Here is a 16,972-nt window from a genome sequence, read left to right as displayed (position 1 = left end):
CAGACCGCGGAGGGGCTGGAGCTAAATCGCGCCTTCCGGCGGATTAGCGATCCGAAGGTAAAAAGAGCCGTCGTTGCCTTGGCCAAATCAATAGCTGGCGAGCAATATAGAAGGGTGCCCAGATCGGCGACTGGGTAATGGAAATCAAAAGGTGCTTACGGGTGCTCCAACAACAATTTGGCTGCATCGCGATTGGCCTCGACAATTCCCGCGTTAGGAATAGATTGCGCCATCACAAACGAGCCTTGGACCAGCGACAAGATTTGGATGACAGCGCGCTCAGGGTTATCCAAAGCGAGCGGCTCAATAAGCGTCGCAACGAATTCGTGCAGTTCGGTGAAATACTCGGCAATCGTCGCCTGCACCTCCGGCGTGTTTGCCTCGGGCCCAAATTCCGCTAATCCTCTCGCAAACGAACAGCCCCGGAAACTAGGCGATCTGAGGGGTTCATCAATCGCGTCAAAAATCGCGAGCACGCGCTCAGTCGCCGATAGGCCAGGCTTTCCCGTCGCGGTCGCGAGCATCTGGAACCAGATGGCTCTTTTGTCACGTAGATAGGTAGCGATGAGCGTGGCCTTCGAGGGGAAGTGCTTGTAAAACGTCATCTTCGCCACGCCGCTCTCGGCGATGATCCGGTCTATCCCCACAGAGTTGATGCTGAGCCGGTAAAACAGGTCCGAAGCAGTCGTCAATATGCGTTCTCGCGGGGCGAGGCGCTCAAGTGATTGCCCCGCTACATCCATAAACGCACTGTGCGCTTTCATTTTTCGTCACCTCAGATTCTTCACCTGCCAGCAGACAGACTATTCTGTAATTTTTCGGATTGCAAATACATACAGGTCTGTCTATTGATGGTTTGCGATCCATGGATTTGAAGAGAAGGACTTAAGATGAGCGGACAAGTCATTGTTGTAACCGGCGCGAGCAGTGGTTTCGGAAACCTCACGGTGTTGGAACTCGCAAGGCGGGGGCATACTGTGGTTGCGACCATGCGAGACGTCGAAGGGAGAAATGCCAAGGTCCGGAGCGAGCTCATCGACGCGGCGAAAGCTGAAGGGCATGTGCTGCAGGTCCTTGAAATGGACGTCGCAGACGAGGCATCGGTCAATGCAACGATCGATCAGGTCGTCAAGCAGCATGGAAAGATCGACGTGCTGGTCAACAATGCCGGCCTGATGCCCGTCGGCGTTACCGAAGCCTACACGGTGGCAGATATCGAACGGCTCTTTGCGGTCAATTTCTTCGGCGCCGTGCGGGCAGACCGCGCCGTTCTGCCGCATATGCGTGCTGCTGGTAGCGGGCTCCTCGTTCATGTGACATCCCTGATGGGTCGGGTGGTCTTTCCGTTCTTCGGCACCTATTCGGCGAGCAAGTTTGCACTCGAGGGGCTTGCCGAAGCCTATCGGTATGAACTGAAGGGCTTTGGTATCGACTCCGTCATCGTGGAGCCGGGACCATTCCCAAGCAACCTCATCTCGTCGAGCCCGGAGCCATCGGACCAGGCCGTGCTTGCTTCCTACGGCGAGGTCGCGGCGATACCGGGTCAGATCAAGGCCCACGCCAACGATGGACACGACGAGGCCAATCCCCCGCGGCCCCAACGCGTGGCCGATGCCATCGCGGAACTGGTCGAAGCCATGGAGAGGCGTCCATTGCGGACGGTCGTCATGCCTGAAGGCATGGACTTTGGTGTCCATCGACTGAACGAGGCAGTACGCCCGATCCAGAACGACCTGCTCACCTCTTCCGGTATGTCACACGTGCTATGAGGGGGAGCTTTGCGATGAGCACACTCTATAGCACCAAAGTCACTGCGATTGGAGGCCGCAGCGGCACCGTCCGCAGCGAGGACGGTCTTCTCGACCTTCAGTTGGCGCTGCCCGCGACGTTAGGCGGCAAGGGCGGCGCGACCAACCCGGAGCAGTTGTTCGCAGCCGGCTATGCGGCCTGCTTCGAGAATGCGGTGATCCACGTCACGCGCAATAAGGCGACCAGGGTGAAGGATACCGACATCCTGGTGGTGGCCGAAGTGGGCTTGCAGCCAAACGGCAGCGGTGGTTTCGTGCTTTCAGTGGCGCTAGACGTCGCGATCACCGGTCTCGATCAGGCAACGGCTGAGGAGATCGTGCAAGTAGCGCATGCGACGTGCCCGTATTCGAACGCGGTGAGGGGCAATATCGACGTGGCGATCACCGTTACGACGAACTGATGTCGATGCGGGAGGCGGACCGGACGGAAAGGTGCGACAACGCGTCCAACCCTGATCTGAAGATTCGGCTCCCGCTCATCCCGCGTCAACGGCTGGCGTAGCTCCAAATCTGCCCGGTCATCGACAGCGTCTTCGACCTCGACAACGCCCGCACAGCCGTGAACCAGCTTTCAAACCGAACCGCATTCGGCAGGTCGTCGCTTGCGACTGACCGCTGATTAAACTCTCAAGGAGATTCTAGCATGACCGCTTACGCAATTTTCATTCAGGAACGCATCCGCAATACAGCTGAACTGCAGACTTATGCGGAAATGTTGAGGCCATTACTGGGGGAATCGGGAGGAACCGTACTTGCCGCGCACGGCCCTCAAGACGTCCTAGAGGGGGCCGCTCCGGAAGGTGTGGTGATGGTCAGCTTTCCCACGATGGAGGCGGCACGCGCCTTCTACGACAGTCCCGAATACCAAGCTGCCGTAAAACACCGGTTTCTCGGTGCGGACTATCGCTCTTTCATCATAGGAGGGGTCAACTAGGCCCGCGCCCATTCCGGTCCCCCTGGCCTCATGAAATGGTGGCTGGACCTAAAGGAAGGCAATTCACTCCATCAAGTTACATTGCAAAGAACGGCTACAGCCTCTGGAAGGGAATGGCACCCTTGCGGTCATAAAGATTACCATTGTATGCGCTCAGAGTAGGCGTCCTGCGCGGCCGCAATAACCGGCTCGACGGCCCAGATTCCATATGTGGACGGCCCCCAGCTGGCAAGGTGTTTTGCGATAATTTTGATCTGATCGCTTGCGTCCATATGTCCGGCTTGTTGTTGCGTTCGCATATCAACGCTGGCCAAGATGGTTTCCGCAACACAAATCCCAAACATCAAGGCGGCCTTTAACTGCCAATGGGATCTGCGGGTTTCCAAGCCAATCTGATTGACAATTCGCCCGCTGATGACGCGGGCGTTTTTGTGTCTGGTCGCCGCGAGGCGCTGTGCTGGAGATCGCTCTCATCAGAATTAGGCCGTGCATTTTGGGCATAGCTGCACTGCAGCAAAGTCTATTTAATGTGCGGCGAGAATGGGTATTCTGGTTCTTGTCGAAGCGATGCACCTCCTCCCGCAGAGCTTCGATTTCAGACGGCCCACTCCTCCTCCCAAGGGGCGTCTGTCGGAACAGCGGCACTCCTCCTCCCAGCCGTTGTTCGGTTCTTTTCGAAAAGCCTGCCGCACCTCCTCCCGCGGCAGGCTTTTTCGTTTTCAGAGCAGTTGCATCAGCGGCGGAGAGCGAGTTGCTCTTGCCCGTTCTCTGCTCGACCGCCACCACTGCTGATCATTGAGCTTGCACACCTTGACCGAGGAATGATCCCTGGCTGACTGTGTCAGCCCATCAACGATCGCTGAAGCGGCGTTTCGCCGCCTCGGTAACGGGCGTATAAAGGGCGACGCGGGTGCCCTCGGGGTCAGAGAACTGGACCGTGCGATTTCCCCACGGTAAATCCTTGGGTTCATGTACCACCTCGATCTGGTCCTTTAGCCGTGCGAATTCTCGGCTATGCGGACACGCACTGTCTCTTGATTGCGTGGTGTGAATCAAAGCAAGCTTTTCGCCATTTTCGCACCGAACGCATCCTCAATCTCGAGGTTCTCCAAGAGCCCATCGGCATTTCCAAAGGCAAGCTGAGACGGCAATGGCTGCAATCGCGTGAAACCGAGCTTTCCCGTTCGCGCTCTACCCCATGACTGCCGTGAGCTAACCCCCGTTCTTCCAAGGCATTCAAACTATGCCGGGCTTTCGATACTGGGCGAACGAACATCTTGAGCTTTAGGAAATGAGCTCGGCATAGTGTCGGGCTCGGTATAAATTCCCGACCTACACATTGAGACGCTGAAAGTTCAAAGCCGGAACTTTCAGCAATTGGAATACAACTTCGGGCGCAGTCGGTTCTGATTTCCGCCGTGCCGCCGGCGCGATGCTGAATCTCCTGCGGCTGCGCCGGGAGCCGAAGTTGCATGCGCGAATTCCCGAACCGTGGCAATGCCAACGCTATACTCGCTTCTCCGATATGCTCTTTGCGAGGCGTCCGACGGTATGCAACTTTGCATCCCTGCCGCCACAGGTCATGCCGAAGCCAAGAGCCTCTGCCCAAGAAATTCATGCGGCTCGCTCTGCCGGTGGCAAGCAGGATTATCGTGACGGAAATCGGGTCGTGCTATCGCGCACTTGCCTCGATCTGCGGGATCAAGCCAGCGATCATCGCTCCTTGTTGAGGTAACGTTCCAGATCCGCGATGCTTTTCATGAGGGCCTCGAATTCCGGCGGTGTCGCAAAGATCATCACCGACATTCTGTCATAGTCGGTCGCCAGTTTCTTGCGCATATCGGCCGTCGGCACCAGCCGGAAACTGCCGGGTACTGCCCGATCATAACGATGGTCTGGCGCGCGGAACATCAGTTCCTTGTGCCGCCGGCACGCTTCGGCAAGATCGAGCATGGATGCGGTCCCCTTCCCGTAGTCGGGGTGGTTCCAAATCTGGTGAACATCGTAATAGTGTCGCGAATATCGATTGAGATCGGGGACCTTTCCTTCCGCATTGTGGTCCGTGTTTCGCTTCTCGGTCATTTCCGTCATGGCATGAAGAATGAGGACCTTTTCCCAGAAGGTCCGTTCCGGTTTGACAGTCATCACATTGTAGACCGTGAGATCCGAACCGGCTGGCATTTCGGATGCGATGTAGGGGATAATCTGTCGCGTCTCGGCTGGCACAGGATCCGGGCGTGCTCCGCCTTCGATGCGCACCGCCGCCTCGACATAGCCGCCGCTCGTGTCAAAGACACTCCTGTATCCCAGCACCAGTATGTCGAGTGCTTCCTTCTTCCGGTAGGAATCGTACCCGAAGCCGAGCGAGAAATGTCCCGTTTGTCCGGTCTCTCCTTCGATCGCAGCGATTTCATCGTCAAGCAAGCTCTTAAGCGGGCCGGACATATAGTGCCGCGCCGCTTCGTCCACCTGCTCCGCCAGTGCCTTCTGTTGCTGAGTGACGGAGGGGAGCGCCGCAATGTCGGCCTCGAGCGGGACATTCAGGTCCGCCTTGTAGATGCCGATGTCGATGTCCTCGGAGAAACGCTGGATCAGGCCATAGGCCTTGCTGAGGCTGGTGCCGCCCTTGAAATAAAGACCGATTGAATCGTCCTTCCGTCGGTTGAACAGGAAGTCGAGTGCCCAGCAGACATAGAGATCCTTCTCGATGTTCTCGGCCCGCGTCTCAAGATTGGACGCAGAGGCGGAGAACAGCGCTCTCTGCTCGTCGGCGTTTGAGCGAAGGACGTCAATGAAGCTCTGGCGCATGTTCATCCTTCCCATCCTGGTCCGTTGGGGTGTCTTCTTCCTCCGGAGGCGGCGGGTCGCGTGTTATCGTTTCTATCGCCTGGTACATCCAGGCAGGGAGGGCCTGGATGTTTTTGCGCAGATCCTGGACAATCACCTGCCTGTGCGGGCTTCGTGCCAGATAACGGACGATGCCATCGACAACGGCCTCCAGATTGGATCGCTCATCGCGAAACCAGTGGAGGGCCTGGATCACCCGCATAGCCGGCCGGCCGGCCCAAAAAGCAGTCTTGGCCGAAATGCGCTTGAAGTCCAAGATGTAGATGACCGGTTTTGTGGCCTTGGCGTCGCCGGCATTGGCCTCGATCTCGATGGTTCGGGGGTATGTGTCCGCGTAGACCGTGGAACGGGCCGGAACTGCCGTCGTCAGGCCAAGATCGTTGGCGGCCGTCATGCCATCGACGCAAATACGAAGCTTGTCGCGCCGTGCGATCGCATCGATGAATGAGGCGCGTGGCGGAAACACCATCTTGCCGGTCAACTGGCTGATACTCGGCTTGTCATAGAGACCACGATGTGGGCGTCGGATGTCCCCGCGGTTGGTCAGTCTCTGCAGCGCCTTTTCGACGGCGTTCGGTGTTGCGATATCGAGGAAATCGGCGCGCGACCAAACGCCCGAAGGCGCCGCGCCGGCAATCCTTTGGTGAATGCGTTCGAGAGTGTCCGATGTGGGATCCGGCATAGCTGTCCTACCTTCTGACCGAAGATTATATACAAACTTTGGTCACTGACAACCGATACGCGCGTACTGACCAGTTTTTATACCTAAATATTGGTCAGTATGATGATTACTCAGGCTTTCATGTAGGTGGTCAGGCCCTTGTCGTTCGTCTGTTTGCACATGGCAAGGATAGCCGGAGCGAGTTTCAAGCCGAGCGTACATCGGCTCGGTTAGATCTTGTCATCTAGGGAAGCCAGCGCCCGGAAAGAGCCTCAAACAACAGTGCCTTACGACACACTAAAAAACCTAAGAAGCTGATACGAAGAGATAAAAGCAACTCGCATCGAAGGTTCGATCCTCATCAAGGCGATGAATATAGCCGGACCGCGCTTACGCGAGGCCGCATGGCAGGCAAGACGGCTACTTCTGTCCGTGATCACCGGTATGTTGCTGCCGTTGAGGGTTATGCCCATCAAGTTCGATTGCCGCTCCTAGACCGGAAGATTCATCAACCCCAGAAAATATCACAATAAACGCATTGGTTGAGGTGCGGCGCGGCAGCTCGAAGAATCCGAATGAGCATTACGTATAATCGCGGCCCAAACTTAGGGCCGCGATCAACGCGTGTTAGCCGTTATTATCGGACAGGCTTGAACGCTGCGCGCAACTCTTCCGCAAAGAGCTGGGGCTGCTCCCACGCAGCAAAGTGTCCACCTTTCGCTACCTGATTGTAGTAGTACAAAGTCGGGTATGCTTGCTTGCTCCAGCTTTCAGGTGCTTTGTAGATTTCCTTAGGAAATACCGAAATGGCGACCGGTATCTTGATTTCTTTGGTTTTTTGCGCATCGGCACTGAAGTTGTTGTTGTTGTTTTCCCAATAGAAGCGTGAGGACGATGCTCCAGTGTTCGTCAGCCAGTACAAGGTGATGTCATTGAGCATCTCGTCCTTCGATAGGACACGCTCAGGGACGCCGTCACTGTCGCTCCATTGGGCAAATTTTTCGTACATCCACGCGGCAAGACCCGCAGGGGAGTCTGAAAGCGAGTAGCCGATGGTCTGCGGGCGGGTCACCATCATCGCACCGTACGCGGCATTGCGTCCAAAAAATGTGCTGAGCGACTGGAAGGCTTCGCGTTCGTGTGTCGTGAGGTCAGGCGGAGCGGGGTCGCCGCTGTTGATAGCTCTGGTCAGTTCGCCTGGAACCGTCGCGGGCATATTGAGATGTATCGCACGCAAACCCTTTGGTGCTTGGCGAGCCAGCGCATCGGACACTACCGAGCCGTGATCCCCACCCTGGGAAACGTAGTGCTCATATCCGAGCCTTTTCATGAGGGTGTCCCAAGCTCGTGCAGTGCGATCAGGACCCCAGCCCAAATCCGTCGGCTTCCCGGAAAAGCCGTAGCCGGGGATGGAAGGGATGACAACATCAAACGCATCCTCGGGGCGGCCGCCGTAAGCTGTGGGGTCGGTAAGAGGGCCGATGGACTTAATGAACTCGAATGTTGAACCCGGCCAACCGTGAGTGAGAACCACGGGTAGGGCGTTGGGATGACGGGAGCGGACATGGATGAACTGGATCTCAACCCCATCGATCGTGGTGATGAATTCCGGCAATGAATTGAGCTGCGTCTCGGCTTTACGCCAGTTGTAATCAGTGCCCCAATAGCGAACCAATTCCTGAACTTGCGCCAGTTGAATACCCTGCGAGGTATCATCGACGGTTTCCTTGTCGGGCCAGCGTGTCTCGGAAATGCGCTTGCGTAAGTCGTCGAGTTGGGATTGTGGGACGTTGATGTGGAATGGACGGATACTCTCGTCCGAACTGGTGCTTTTCGCCGACGTGGCCGAAATGGTATCGGCGGCGATCGCCGGCAGGATGTATCCCGCGGGAACGAGCATGAGGGAGCCAACCGCAACTGCGATCAGGCGGCCAGCAAAATGCACCCGAATAGTGGAGGCGTTTTCAGTTCTAGGCATAGGTACTCTCCGTTGTTTTGCCTGTTGGTGACGCAGAGCAGGCTAGAAGGCGGAGGTATCCAGCATGTTTTGAAAATTGCCGGAAGTGTATCAGAGCGTAGCATCGCGATTCTGAGCCCGCTCCCCGCATCAGTCGCAAAAGCCTTTTCGATGAGGTCTGCGGCACAGTGAACACTGCGGCTCTCTCGGGGATTCGGATCATGCGACTGTAGGGTCAGGGGTCGACTTGTTGCTTGATCGAATGTGCTTGCGACGCGCCTTAAGCGCGATACGGCCTCGCTAAGGCAAATCTCGTCCTATCGATCCAGACGAAATTTTTGGCGAATGTGTTCTGGCGATGCCAAGTGGCGATTGCTGTCGTGTCCTGGACGGTGCCAACAGGCGCAGGCAGCGCCACCGCTCCCTGCGCCTGTTGCCTGCCGATTTGTTATTTTGAGGGTACGACCAGGGCCTGGCCTTTCCGGACGATATAGGTGGCAAGCTCCGAGGCTTTGCCGGGGCCTACATTTTCCGCCGAGTGAACAACACCTGTGGGAATGAAGAGTGATTGACCGGCGGAAAGCGTGACCGGCTCGCGTCCGTCCAATTTATACTCGAGCGTCCCTTCGATCACATAGGCGATCTCTTCACCAGGGTGGGAATGCCTGACGGCCAGAACACCCGGGAGAAAATCGACACGGACCTGGACGACTTCGTGGCCGGCCACGTTGAGATCGCTCCTAATGAGATCCGTCCGTCGCAGTGGTTCATCGGCGAACGCCTGCAACGACGTCATCGCGCTCATGAGAAACAGGAGGGCTGCGGCAAATGCGTTGATCGGTTTCATGACTGTGTCCTTTCGGGATGGTTGAAGAAGGAATAAAGAATGGGAGGAAATCGTGAACGCGGCAGAGGCGCTTACTTGCTCTCTGTGCCAACGTGCTGCGCCGCTGTCTCGATGACGTCGGCAACTTTCTCAGCTTGCGACGCGAAGACGGCGTGGCTTGCCTTGATCTCGGTCACAACGCTGCCGGCGCGCTTGGCCATCTCACGTTCCAGTTCGGGATTGATCGAGCGGTCTTCGGTTGCAACAATTGACCAGCTCTGCTTCGTCTTCCAGGCGGGATCGCCGATCTTTGCGGTGAAAGCGTCCTTCGAGGCGAAGACCTGCGACTTTGCCAGAAACGCCGCGTCGTCTTTCGGCAGGTCCGCGGCGAAGTCGTTCGCGAAGGCGGCGGGGTCGAGATAGAGATATTTCCCGTCCTTCGTTTCGCGGATATTCATGCCGCCAGCCGGCTTTGAGCTTGCGAGGCTGAGCAGGCTTTCCCCCTTGTCCGGCTGGAAAGCTGCCACGTAGACGAGGCCCGCGACAACAGGGCTATGGCCAGCTTCGGTGATCACCATGCCGCCATAGCTGTGACCGACGAGAAGCGTCGGGCCGTCCTGTAGGTCGAGCACGCGATTGGTGGCTGCGATATCGTCGGCAAGCGACGTGATCGGCTCTTGTACGATCGTGACGTTGAAGCCGCGTTGAACGAGGATATCCGATGCCTTGCGCCAGCCCGAACCATCGGCAAGTGCGCCATGGACGATGACGATATTTTTGACTTCGGCGGCCTGTGCGGCGAAGGCAATCACGCTCGTGGCGAAGGCGAGAGCGAGGGTCGAGATGTAGTGACGGTTCATGGGTTTGACTCCTGTCGTTTGTGGGTGGTTGGGGTAAGGGAGATGAGGTTTCAGCCGAAGGTGAAGGCGTAGGCTTCGACGTCGGGATCGAGGAAACGGATTTCGAACGTTCGTTCCTCCACGTCGCCGGACTGGCGGACGAGCTGGTAGAGTTTTGTTGAGGTCACCGTGCCGTAGCCGTCAGCATCGGTATCGGCGCCATGGCTGGTTCCGGGAGGCTTGCCGTCGATCGTCACCTGGAAGCGGATAGGTTTGCCGGCGGCGCTGGGTCCAAGGACCAGATGCAGGTCGCGAGCACTGAAACGGTAGACAATGCTGCCATCCGCCTGGTCCAGCACGGCCTGTTCAGCGCCGACTGTCCATGTTCCGGAGAGGCCCCATTCATTCAGGCCCGGTTCGTCGATGGAATACGCATTGGCGGCATCAGCATGCAGGCCTTCCGGAGAGACGAAGCTGGCGGCGCGTTTGTAGCCGAGATAGGTTTCGCCGGAACGGACGTTCTTGAGGTCGGGGCTTGCCTCGGCACCTTTGGCGTCTGGCGTCACTGGTGCAGTCGAGCCCATCTCGCTGCCGGCTTCGCGTAAAAGGTCCTGGATTGCCTGCTCGGTCTGGCGATAGTTGCCTTCACCGAAATGATGGTAGCGGATCTGACCCTTGGCATCGATCAGGTAGTGTGCCGGCCAGTAGCTGTTTTCGAAGGCGCGCCAGATCTTGTAGTCGTTGTCGATCGCAACCGGATAGCCGATCTCGAAGTCATCGACCGCCTTTTTGACATTGTCGATCTTCTTTTCGAAGGCGAATTCCGGGGCATGCACGCCGATGACAACCAGGCCCTGGTCTTTGTACTTTTCGGCCCAGGCGCGGACATAGGGGACGGTTCGAATGCAGTTGATGCAGGAATAGGTCCAGAAATCGATGAGGACTACCTTGCCGCGAAGCTCTTCTGTCGTCAGCGGCGGCGAGTTCAGCCATTCGACGGCGCCATTCAACGATGGTGCTGCGCCTTCGATAGGCAAATTGCTGCGGAACGGCTGTGTTGTATCGACGACAGCAGACACTGTGCCGTTGCTGGCAACCTCGGATGAAGTTTGGATTTCAGGCTTGTCGTGTAGTTGGTCAAGCACGGTCTGTTCGAAGGCGGCCGTGCTCGCATAGGAAAGCCGTGCCAAGAGGCCAGTGTCCAGGCCAAGGGCAATGACGGCAACACCGGCCAGTACCGCAGCACCCAGCACCTGGCGAATACGCTCGCTGACGCCGAGCGACCGATTCATGCCGGCAAAGATCTTACCCCCGACAAGAAGGGCGATGGCAAGCGATGTCGCGGCACCTGCGGCATAGGCGACTAGCAGAAAAGTTGTCTGGAGATTGGCGCCTTGCAATGCCGCACCCGTCAGCACGAGGCCGAGGATCGGCCCGGCGCAGGGTGCCCACAGCAGCCCGGTCGCAACGCCGAGGATGGAGGAATTTGCGGCAGTCGGTCCGGAGCCGGGTTTGCCCGACGCGTTCAGCAGTCTATTGCCGAAGTCAACGACCGGCTGGGTGATGACGCTTGCAACGCGTGGCGACAAAAGGCTGACCCCGAAGAGTGCGAGCAGCAAGAGGGCGGCGAGGCGACCATATTCATTGGCATGGACCGCCCAACTGCCACCGACCGCTGCAAGCGTAGCGACCAGTGCGAAAGTGACACTCATGCCGATCAGCATGGGCAGCGTGCTGCGGATAAAAGGCTGCCCCGCACGGGCAAAAACGAAGGGGAGAATGGGAAGGATGCATGGGCTGAGGATTGTCAGCGCTCCCCCGAAATAGGCAATGATGAGAAGAGTCATCGTCGTTTCCTTGAAACCGGTTGATCGGGTTCTGGACGGCGATGGGCACGACCAGCAACGGAGCCAATCTGGTCGGTGCGACGTATCCCGGATGTGTCCGGCTTCAATGAGAAGTGTACCGCTGTGTAGCAAACTGCCGGGCTCACGACAGAGAGACACAAATCATCGGCGGCCGCTTGGATGAGGCGGGGCGAATTGTATCAGAACGTATCGAGGACGCCCGATGCTACATCCGTATTCAATTCCGGGCGTGACGGGACACATGGGGGATACATCCGACCGGCTTTCTTCCAATCACGATCATTCGAGATGGAGAGAACGATGTCCCCTGAATTCAACCACCAGCGCCGGCGCTTCTTCGGTATCGCCGCAATGACTGTGGCTGCCGCCGAATTCGGCATGGCCGCGATAGCCAATGCCCAGTCGTCCGGCGCACCGTCGGGTTCTGCCAACGCGGTAGCGCGCACCTCCTTCGCAGCGCTGAAGCAGATCAAGGCAGGCGTGCTGGATATCGGATACGCAGAAGCCGGCCCAGCGGATGGTCCCGTCGTCCTGCTGGTTCACGGCTGGCCATACGACATCTACAGCTATGTCGATGTCGCACCGATCCTGGCCGATGCAGGCTACCGCGTCATCATTCCCTACCTGCGCGGGTACGGCACGACGCGCTTCCTTGTCGACGAGACGCCGCGAAACGGCCAGCAGGCGGCAATGGCGGCCGACATGATCGCTTTCATGGATGCACTCGGCATCGAAAAGGCGATCCTTGGCGGATACGACTGGGGTGCGCGCACCGTCAACATCATGGCGGCTCTTTGGCCCGAGCGCTGCAAGGCGATGGTTTCCGTCAGCGGCTATCTGATCGGCAGCCAGGACATCAACCAGAAGCCTTTAGCCCCGAAGGCAGAGCTCTCCTGGTGGTACCAGTTCTATTTCGCCACCGAGCGCGGCCGGCTCGGCTATGCCGCCAACACGCACGAGTTTGCGAAGCTGATCTGGCAAACGGCCTCGCCAACATGGAAATTCGACGATGCGACCTTTGATCGTTCGGCTGCCGCATTCGATAATCCGGACCACGTGGACATCACCATTCATAATTATCGCTGGCGGCTCGGTCTCGCCGAAGGCGAAGCGAAATACGATGCCTACGAGAAACAGCTGGCGATGGGGCCGATCATCACTGTTCCGACGATCACCATGGAAGGCGATGAAAACGCCGCGCCGCATCCGCAGCCATCCTCCTATGCGAAGAGGTTCTCCGGAAAATATGAGCATCGAAATATAACGGGCGGTATCGGGCATAATTTGCCGCAGGAGGCGCCGCAGGCGTTTGCCCAGGCCATCCTTGATGTGGCGAAATTCTGAACCGTCAGGCTGCCGCTAGAAAACCCCTTTACTCGCGGCAGCTGACACGGAACTAATGTCGCCGGAAGTACCGCTGAGTTTGATGTTTGAAAGACCAAAGATGGAGCATGTCGACCACATCCTGATCGTCGATGACGACCGTGAAATTCGCGAGCTGATATCGAGCTATCTGAAGAAGAACGGCCTTCGGACGACGGTTGCCGCCGACGGCCGTCAGATGCGAAGTTTCCTGGAGACGAGCACAGTCGATCTAATCGTGCTCGACGTGATGATGCCGGGCGATGACGGGCTCGTGCTGTGCCGCGAGCTTCGCGCCGGCAAGCACAAGGCGACGCCGGTCATCATGCTGACGGCACGTGACGACGAGATGGACCGTATCATCGGGCTCGAAATGGGCGCGGACGACTATCTGCCGAAGCCCTTCGCGGCAAGAGAGCTTCTCGCCCGGATCAAGGCGGTGCTGCGGCGCACGCGAATGCTGCCGCCCAACCTTCAGATCAGCGAGGCAGGGCAACTGCTGACGTTCGGCGACTGGCGGCTCGACACCGTTGGCCGGCATCTTCTTGACAGGGACGGGACGGAGATCGCGCTGAGCGGTGCGGAATATCGGCTGCTGCGGGTTTTCATCGATCATCCCCAACGTGTGCTGAACCGAGATCAGATCCTTAACCTCACGCAGGGCCGCGATGCCGAACTGTTCGACCGCTCGATCGACCTTCTGGTAAGCCGTCTGCGCCAGCGGCTCGGCGACGATGCACGCGAGCCGACCTACATCAAGACGGTGCGGGCCGAAGGCTATGTGTTCTCCGTACCGGTCGAGATTTCGGTGTCCAGGACATGAGTGAGGGCGGCAAGTCCCGTTTCGGCTGGTGGCCAAGCACGCTACGCTCACGCCTGTTTGTCATCCTGTTTACCGGATTGGCGGTTGCCTATGGCCTGTCCTTCAGCATTCTTTTTGCCGAACGCTATATGTCGGCCAAGGCAGTCATGCTCGGGACATTGGAAAGCGATCTGGCAACGTCGATCGCAGTTCTCGACCGGCTTCCGGCCAACGAGCGGGCCGAATGGCTGGATCGCCTGAGCCGTGGCAGCTACCGCCTTGTTCTGGGGCCGGGACTTCCCGGTGTTCCGGATTTGTCGGGCCGTGGCGCCGAGATCGCAGACCGGATCGGGCAGGCGGCCGGCAACAAGTTTCCGATCCACGTCGAAGCCATTCCCGGTGACGGCATGCGGCTGCAGGGGCATCTGACGCTTTCGGACGGTTCACCGCTCACGATCGACGTGACGCCGCGCGGAGTGATGCCCTTGGCCGCATGGCTGCCTTATATCTTTGCCGCACAGATGGCTTTGCTCATCTTCTGCACCTGGTTTGCGGTGCGTCAGGCGGTTCGTCCGCTTGGCGATCTCGCCGCCGCCGCCGATGCGCTCGATCCCAGCAAGAAAGGCTCCCCATTGAACGAGGGTGGACCGGGCGAGGTCGCCAATGCGGCACGTGCCTTCAACGCCATGCGCGACCGTATCGCCCATTACCTGGAAGAACGGGTGCAGATTCTCGCGGCGATCTCGCATGACCTGCAGACGCCGATCACGCGCATGCGGCTGCGCGCCGACATGGCGGACGATAGCCCCGAAAAAGAAAAGCTGATCAGCGATCTGCGCGAGATCGGGCGGCTGGTGCAGGACGGTATCGCCTATGCGCGGAGTTCGCACGGCAATGGCGAAAACACGTCTCGTATCGATCTTGCTTCCTTCATCGACAGTATTGCCTACGATTATCAGGACACCGGCAAGGCGGTCGCGGTTGCAGGCGTCGTCCACGGCACGGCCGTGACGAAACCGCATGCGTTGCGGCGTATCCTGACCAACTTCATCGACAATGCCCTCAAGTTTGCGGGTGCTGCCGAGATCAGCGTCGAACGGACGGCCGAGGGAAATACCATCATTACGGTGACCGACCGTGGGCCAGGTATTCCGGACGACAAGCTGGAGGCCGCCATGCAGCCGTTCTACCGGCTCGAGACTTCACGCAATCGCGACACAGGGGGCACAGGGCTTGGACTGGCCATCGCCCAACAGCTTTCCGTCTCGGTTGGCGGTGCATTGCGGATCTACAATCGCCCCGGTGGAGGACTTGCCGCGGAGATATCGCTGCCTTGAAGAATGCCGGTTTCGTGGGCATTTGTATGAAAAGGTAGCTTGGCGCGCAGCCGCTACGGTCTGATACAATTCCGACCTTTCCGAAAACATGCCGGATACATCGAGGCTGCAAAACACTCCTATCAACAACGTCGCTCTATGCGACAGAACGAAGGAGTGTTCCATGACGAAGATCGAGAAGGTCCTCTATACCGGCAAGACCTATACCACCGGCGGGCGCGACGGCGCGGCGCGCAGCGACGATGCGCAGCTTGACGTCAAGCTTTCGCCTCCGGGCAGCGGCAAGCTCGGCACCAATCCCGAGCAGCTCTTTGCCGCCGGCTGGTCCGCCTGCTTCATAGGCGCCCTCGGTCTTGCTGCTGCCAAGCGCAAGATCCGGTTACCGGCCGAGACCGCCATCGACGCGGAAGTTGATCTCGGCATGACCGCAGACTCCTATGGCCTGCAGGCGCGCTTGAACATCAGCCTGCCGGGCATTGATCCGGAACTGGCGCGCGTGCTGGTCGACGAAGCCCACCAGACGTGTCCCTATTCGAAGGCGACACGCGGCAATATCGCGGTCGAGCTGAAGCTTGCCTGAGCAGTCCCGTAAATCCATGGAGTGTACGATGAAACGCCTGATCGTTGGCATGCTGGCGCTTGCCGTCTTTGCAGCGCCTTGCGTCTATGACGTGTTCTCGCCGGAACCATCGCCTTTTGTCGCTGTCGTCACAGCCGTTGGTCTTCATGGGTAGAAAGACCGGAAACCGGAGAGGGAGTGACTGCCGAAACAGTCGCCCCCCTTTTTCACCAGGACTTGTCGGCTTCGTCCTTGAGTGGAGCCGCAGCGCCCAATGCGGTGGGATCGGCCTTGAGAAGAAGGTCGAGCATCGATTTCGAGCTCGGATCACAGAGAGCGGCGGCATCATCAGGCCCGTCGTGTTCATCTCATCTCTGACCGCCTCCACCCAGCTGCAAGTTACCCGCAGTGGGACGTTGGAAATGTCGAGATAAATAACCGCGACATCCTGACGGTGAGCACTGGAATCCTTCGCGACCCAACGGTGGATTTGATCGCATTGGGCATACCGGCCGAGAAGATCCAGCGGTTCCATATTTCGACGCCGCTCACCTCGGCTAAGAAGATGCAGGCTATCGTGAGGTTAGATAAAGACCCGGCTAGCTGATCTTTCCGCACAGTTCCGGCTGGGGGCTCCGCCTCTACTACGCCGCTCCGGTCCAGTTCGCGGTTGCCTTTCGGAAATCGGTGGAACGCCATGCTGGAGACGATACTGCACAAGTTTTCTCCGGGAACGCGCAATACTTTGCCACCCTTATTTTGACATAGCTTTTAGGGCCTCGGCCGCTCTCGTGTCGTGTCTCTGGCAACCTCACTTGGATTTAGGAGCTGCAGCCCTGCGGATAGAGGTTGCGGCAAACTGCGCACGTTCGCCGTTGGATTAGGACCAGGCACATACCGCCTTAAGCCTTGAAGGCTATGTAAGCCCTTTAACAACAACTTGGCTCCAACGGGCGCTAAGAGCCCATTGTTTTGTAGATCAGTTTTGTGTGTTGGTGGCGAATTCGAATCTCATCAAGAGCATGGGTAAAGCGTGCACCTTGCGGACTTCAAGATGATCCACGAACTGTAAGTTAGCAGGGTTCACGCAATAGGATTTTTGATGGGCGCGTAGCGCGCGCGCCCTCGCGGCCCGCCCGGCAGCTTCCCTCCGCGTTGAATTGCGCCAAGCG

Annotated in this window: 16 protein-coding genes and 1 pseudogene; 9 read left to right on the top strand and 8 right to left on the bottom strand. The window is 58.2% G+C overall.

Features of this window, described 5'->3' with window-relative positions; all coding sequences use genetic code 11:
* Positions 1-155: 155 nt before the first annotated feature.
* Entirely contained in the window at positions 156-764 is a 609-nt protein-coding gene (locus J2Z75_RS28645) for a TetR/AcrR family transcriptional regulator (RefSeq protein ID WP_209857318.1), read from the bottom strand.
* A gap of 126 nt (positions 765-890) precedes the next feature.
* Between J2Z75_RS28645 and J2Z75_RS28640 the strand changes: the two genes are divergently transcribed.
* The 3 genes from J2Z75_RS28640 (at position 891) to J2Z75_RS28630 (ending at position 2,742) form a co-directional block, all read left to right on the top strand.
* Entirely contained in the window at positions 891-1,769 is an 879-nt protein-coding gene (locus tag J2Z75_RS28640) for an SDR family oxidoreductase (protein WP_209857317.1), read from the top strand.
* Positions 1,770-1,783: 14 nt separating this feature from the next.
* The gene (locus J2Z75_RS28635; protein WP_209857315.1) at positions 1,784-2,209 is read left to right on the top strand and encodes an organic hydroperoxide resistance protein; all 426 of its coding nucleotides are present in this window, start codon (positions 1,784-1,786) and stop codon (positions 2,207-2,209) included.
* Between the two features lie 242 nt (positions 2,210-2,451).
* Positions 2,452-2,742 (top strand): DUF1330 domain-containing protein, encoded by a 291-nt coding sequence (locus tag J2Z75_RS28630; protein ID WP_209857314.1) that lies wholly within the window; start codon positions 2,452-2,454, stop codon positions 2,740-2,742.
* 849 nt (positions 2,743-3,591) lie between these two features.
* Here the strand turns inward: J2Z75_RS28630 and J2Z75_RS29465 are convergent.
* Positions 3,592-3,750: pseudogene (locus J2Z75_RS29465) on the bottom strand (VOC family protein); the annotation flags it as partial.
* Here J2Z75_RS29465 and J2Z75_RS28625 point away from each other — a divergent pair.
* Positions 3,741-3,944 carry a WYL domain-containing protein gene (locus J2Z75_RS28625; RefSeq protein ID WP_209857313.1) on the top strand — a complete coding sequence of 68 codons (204 nt, stop codon included), beginning with the start codon at positions 3,741-3,743 and terminating at the stop codon, positions 3,942-3,944. The pseudogene J2Z75_RS29465 and the gene J2Z75_RS28625 overlap by 10 nt on opposite strands.
* 511 nt (positions 3,945-4,455) lie before the next feature.
* Here J2Z75_RS28625 and J2Z75_RS28620 read toward each other — a convergent pair.
* From J2Z75_RS28620 to J2Z75_RS28595, 6 genes are all read right to left on the bottom strand, one after another.
* Positions 4,456-5,550 carry a nucleotidyl transferase AbiEii/AbiGii toxin family protein gene (locus tag J2Z75_RS28620; RefSeq protein ID WP_209857328.1) on the bottom strand — a complete coding sequence of 365 codons (1,095 nt, stop codon included), beginning with the start codon at positions 5,548-5,550 and terminating at the stop codon, positions 4,456-4,458.
* On the bottom strand, positions 5,531-6,271 hold the full coding sequence (locus J2Z75_RS28615) for a DUF6088 family protein (protein ID WP_209857312.1): 741 nt from the start codon (positions 6,269-6,271) through the stop codon (positions 5,531-5,533). Before J2Z75_RS28615 ends, J2Z75_RS28620 begins: the two co-directional genes overlap by 20 nt.
* Positions 6,272-6,887: 616 nt before the next feature.
* On the bottom strand, positions 6,888-8,228 hold the full coding sequence (locus tag J2Z75_RS28610; RefSeq protein WP_209857311.1) for an epoxide hydrolase family protein: 1,341 nt from the start codon (positions 8,226-8,228) through the stop codon (positions 6,888-6,890).
* A 427-nt stretch (positions 8,229-8,655) separates the two neighbouring features.
* Complete coding sequence (locus J2Z75_RS28605; RefSeq protein WP_209857310.1) at positions 8,656-9,054, bottom strand: cupin domain-containing protein; 399 nt, start codon at positions 9,052-9,054, stop codon at positions 8,656-8,658.
* Positions 9,055-9,125: 71 nt separating this feature from the next.
* Positions 9,126-9,893, bottom strand: a complete 768-nt coding sequence (locus tag J2Z75_RS28600; protein ID WP_209857309.1) for an alpha/beta hydrolase — start codon at positions 9,891-9,893, stop codon at positions 9,126-9,128.
* A 50-nt stretch (positions 9,894-9,943) separates the two neighbouring features.
* Entirely contained in the window at positions 9,944-11,719 is a 1,776-nt protein-coding gene (locus J2Z75_RS28595; RefSeq protein WP_209857308.1) for a cytochrome c biogenesis protein DipZ, read from the bottom strand.
* A gap of 321 nt (positions 11,720-12,040) precedes the next feature.
* Here J2Z75_RS28595 and J2Z75_RS28590 point away from each other — a divergent pair, with 321 nt between their 5' ends.
* The 5 genes from J2Z75_RS28590 to J2Z75_RS29590 all read left to right on the top strand — a co-directional run bounded on the left by J2Z75_RS28590 (position 12,041) and on the right by J2Z75_RS29590 (position 15,975).
* Positions 12,041-13,084 (top strand): alpha/beta fold hydrolase, encoded by a 1,044-nt coding sequence (locus tag J2Z75_RS28590; protein WP_209857306.1) that lies wholly within the window; start codon positions 12,041-12,043, stop codon positions 13,082-13,084.
* A gap of 100 nt (positions 13,085-13,184) precedes the next feature.
* On the top strand, positions 13,185-13,925 hold the full coding sequence (locus tag J2Z75_RS28585; RefSeq protein ID WP_209857327.1) for a response regulator: 741 nt from the start codon (positions 13,185-13,187) through the stop codon (positions 13,923-13,925).
* Positions 13,922-15,241 (top strand): sensor histidine kinase, encoded by a 1,320-nt coding sequence (locus tag J2Z75_RS28580; RefSeq protein ID WP_209857304.1) that lies wholly within the window; start codon positions 13,922-13,924, stop codon positions 15,239-15,241. Before J2Z75_RS28585 ends, J2Z75_RS28580 begins: the two co-directional genes overlap by 4 nt.
* A gap of 163 nt (positions 15,242-15,404) precedes the next feature.
* Positions 15,405-15,821, top strand: coding sequence for an organic hydroperoxide resistance protein (locus tag J2Z75_RS28575; protein ID WP_209857302.1), 417 nt, complete (start codon positions 15,405-15,407; stop codon positions 15,819-15,821).
* 28 nt (positions 15,822-15,849) lie between these two features.
* A complete protein-coding gene (locus J2Z75_RS29590; RefSeq protein ID WP_268842108.1) occupies positions 15,850-15,975 on the top strand; it encodes a hypothetical protein in 126 nt (41 codons plus the stop codon).
* Positions 15,976-16,972: the final 997 nt, after the last annotated feature.

Origin of the sequence: Rhizobium herbae (assembly GCF_017873135.1) — a bacterium.
Taxonomy (GTDB): Bacteria; Pseudomonadota; Alphaproteobacteria; order Rhizobiales; family Rhizobiaceae; genus Pararhizobium; species Pararhizobium herbae.
The sequence above is the reverse complement of the archived record's forward strand: the minus strand, read 5'-3'. Positions and strand labels throughout refer to the sequence as shown.

Bases quoted from the DNA above. Each gene is read 5' to 3' on its own strand.
- J2Z75_RS28575 (WP_209857302.1), top strand. From the start codon at position 15,405: ATGACGAAGATCGAGAAGGTCCTCTATACCGGCAAGACCTATACCACC.
- J2Z75_RS28585 (WP_209857327.1), top strand. From the start codon at position 13,185: ATGGAGCATGTCGACCACATCCTGATCGTCGATGACGACCGTGAAATT.
- J2Z75_RS28645 (WP_209857318.1), bottom strand. From the start codon at position 764: ATGAAAGCGCACAGTGCGTTTATGGATGTAGCGGGGCAATCACTTGAG.
- J2Z75_RS28640 (WP_209857317.1), top strand. From the start codon at position 891: ATGAGCGGACAAGTCATTGTTGTAACCGGCGCGAGCAGTGGTTTCGGA.
- J2Z75_RS28630 (WP_209857314.1), top strand. From the start codon at position 2,452: ATGACCGCTTACGCAATTTTCATTCAGGAACGCATCCGCAATACAGCT.
- J2Z75_RS28615 (WP_209857312.1), bottom strand. From the start codon at position 6,271: ATGCCGGATCCCACATCGGACACTCTCGAACGCATTCACCAAAGGATT.
- J2Z75_RS28580 (WP_209857304.1), top strand. From the start codon at position 13,922: ATGAGTGAGGGCGGCAAGTCCCGTTTCGGCTGGTGGCCAAGCACGCTA.
- J2Z75_RS28635 (WP_209857315.1), top strand. From the start codon at position 1,784: ATGAGCACACTCTATAGCACCAAAGTCACTGCGATTGGAGGCCGCAGC.
- J2Z75_RS28600 (WP_209857309.1), bottom strand. From the start codon at position 9,893: ATGAACCGTCACTACATCTCGACCCTCGCTCTCGCCTTCGCCACGAGC.
- J2Z75_RS29590 (WP_268842108.1), top strand. From the start codon at position 15,850: ATGAAACGCCTGATCGTTGGCATGCTGGCGCTTGCCGTCTTTGCAGCG.
- J2Z75_RS28605 (WP_209857310.1), bottom strand. From the start codon at position 9,054: ATGAAACCGATCAACGCATTTGCCGCAGCCCTCCTGTTTCTCATGAGC.
- J2Z75_RS28595 (WP_209857308.1), bottom strand. From the start codon at position 11,719: ATGACTCTTCTCATCATTGCCTATTTCGGGGGAGCGCTGACAATCCTC.
- J2Z75_RS28610 (WP_209857311.1), bottom strand. From the start codon at position 8,228: ATGCCTAGAACTGAAAACGCCTCCACTATTCGGGTGCATTTTGCTGGC.
- J2Z75_RS28590 (WP_209857306.1), top strand. From the start codon at position 12,041: ATGTCCCCTGAATTCAACCACCAGCGCCGGCGCTTCTTCGGTATCGCC.
- J2Z75_RS28620 (WP_209857328.1), bottom strand. From the start codon at position 5,550: ATGCGCCAGAGCTTCATTGACGTCCTTCGCTCAAACGCCGACGAGCAG.